We start from the raw sequence: 1,669 nt of genomic DNA, 5'->3' as shown, positions 1-1,669 counted from the left end.
CGGCCGGCACCGCCGCGGCCAAGAAGGAGGCCCTGGAGGCCGTGGGCGTGAAGGTCGGCAAGACCCCCAGCGAGACGGCCAAGCTCGCCCGCGAGCTGTTTTAGACCCGGCCGCGGGAGGACCCGCGCCTTCTCCTGCTTCGCCTTGGTGGCTCCGGTGGCGGGGCCACCAAGCCGAGCCCGGCGGCGGAGGCACCGGTCCGGCCGCGCCACCGGTGGCTACCACATCCGGCCGGGCCCCGCCGGCCGACACGCCCGCCGCGAAGGGGGCGTGTCGACCGCACGGCTGGGAGCATGGGCTGCGTGAGCGCGTCGATACGTCCCTCTGGGTCTTCCGGTAAGCCCCGCGGTGGAGACCACCCCCCGTCCGTTCCTCGGGACGATCCCTCGCGTTCGTTGTACACGGCGGGCGGGATGGCCGCGGCCTCGGCGGCCGGCATCGGCCTGGCCGTCCTGGTGACGTTCACTCTGATCGGTTGGGTGGCCGCGCCGCACGACACGCTCGGCGAGGACATCGCGGACGTGTTCCGGGCAGCGATGCAGGCGTGGCTCGTCGGCCACCTCGTGGGGTTCGGCATTCCCGGCGGGCACGTCTCGATGCTTCCGCTCGGCCTGGTGGTCCTGCCGGGCCTGCTGCTGTTCCGCTCGGGACGATGGCTGACACGCGATTGCGGGCTTTCCCGGCCGAGTCAGCTGTTCCGGGCCGCACTGGCGCTCGCCGGCCCGTACGCGGCGATCTCCGGGACGCTGGCACTGGTGGGGCAGAACGACACGATCCGGCCCAGTGTGGTGCAGGCCCTGATCGCCGGATTCCTGCTGGCCTTCGCCGCCGGAGGGTGGGGCGTCCTGCACCAGGTGCTCAAGGAACAGGGCATCTCCAAGCGGCGGCTGCTCGACCTGGTGCCCGAGCGTCCCCGATCGCTGCTCGTGGGCACGCTCAGCGCGACCGGCGTGCTGCTGCTCGCGGGTGCGGTGCTGTTCTGCGTGGCGCTGGTCGCCGGCTTCGGCGAGGTCGTCGCGGCCACCCGGGAACTGTCGCCGGGCATCGTCGGAGGCACGCTGCTGATCCTCGGCCAACTCCTCTACCTGCCGAACGCCATCGTTTTCGGTACCTCCTACGCGGTCGGCCCCGGGTTCGCCTTCGGAGCCGGGACGATGGTGGCGCCGACCGGTGTCGCGGTCGGTGCCGTTCCGCTCTTCCCGATGCTGGGAGCCCTTCCGGACAACGGGCCGGCGCCGGTGTACTCGCTCCCCGCGCTGGTGGCGCCGTTCCTCGCCGGCATTCTCGGTGGGGTGCTCACCCAGCGCAGTGCCCCGACGGCGTCCAGCGAGGCCGCGCCGATGTGGGGACTGGCCTGCGGGGTGACGACCGGCCTGGTGTGCGGTGCGCTGGCGGCGCTCGCGGGCGGCCCGCTGGGTGCCGAGCGGCTGGCCGAGGTCGGGCCGTCGCCATGGCAGGTGGGGTTGATCACCGCGCTGGAGGTCGGTGTCGCCGCGGCGATCGCGGCCTGGCTGGCGAACTGGCGGTACTACCGCCGCATTCGCGCGGCCGAGGTCACGGATATGGAGACCGAGGGGCGGCGGGCCGCGGAGCGGGGGAGGCGCGGCGCTCCGAGGCCGCACCGGACACCGGTCCGGCCGTTCCGCGGGGCGCCGGCAGAACGGAGACC

Annotated in this window: 1 protein-coding gene and 1 pseudogene; both read left to right on the top strand. The window is 73.8% G+C overall.

Features of this window, described 5'->3' with window-relative positions; all coding sequences use genetic code 11:
• A pseudogene (locus VS93_RS29600) lies at positions 1 to 104 on the top strand (succinate--CoA ligase subunit alpha); the annotation flags it as partial.
• A 309-nt stretch (positions 105 to 413) separates the two neighbouring features.
• A partial coding sequence (locus VS93_RS26320) for a cell division protein PerM (RefSeq protein WP_236700761.1) occupies positions 414 to 1,669 on the top strand: 1,256 nt, incomplete at its 3' end.

The sequence above is a fragment of the Allosalinactinospora lopnorensis genome (genome assembly GCF_000981225.1).
Classification (GTDB): Bacteria; Actinomycetota; Actinomycetes; order Streptosporangiales; family Streptosporangiaceae; genus Allosalinactinospora; species Allosalinactinospora lopnorensis.
Note: the sequence above shows the minus strand (reverse complement) of the source record. Positions and strands in the feature narration are given on the sequence as shown.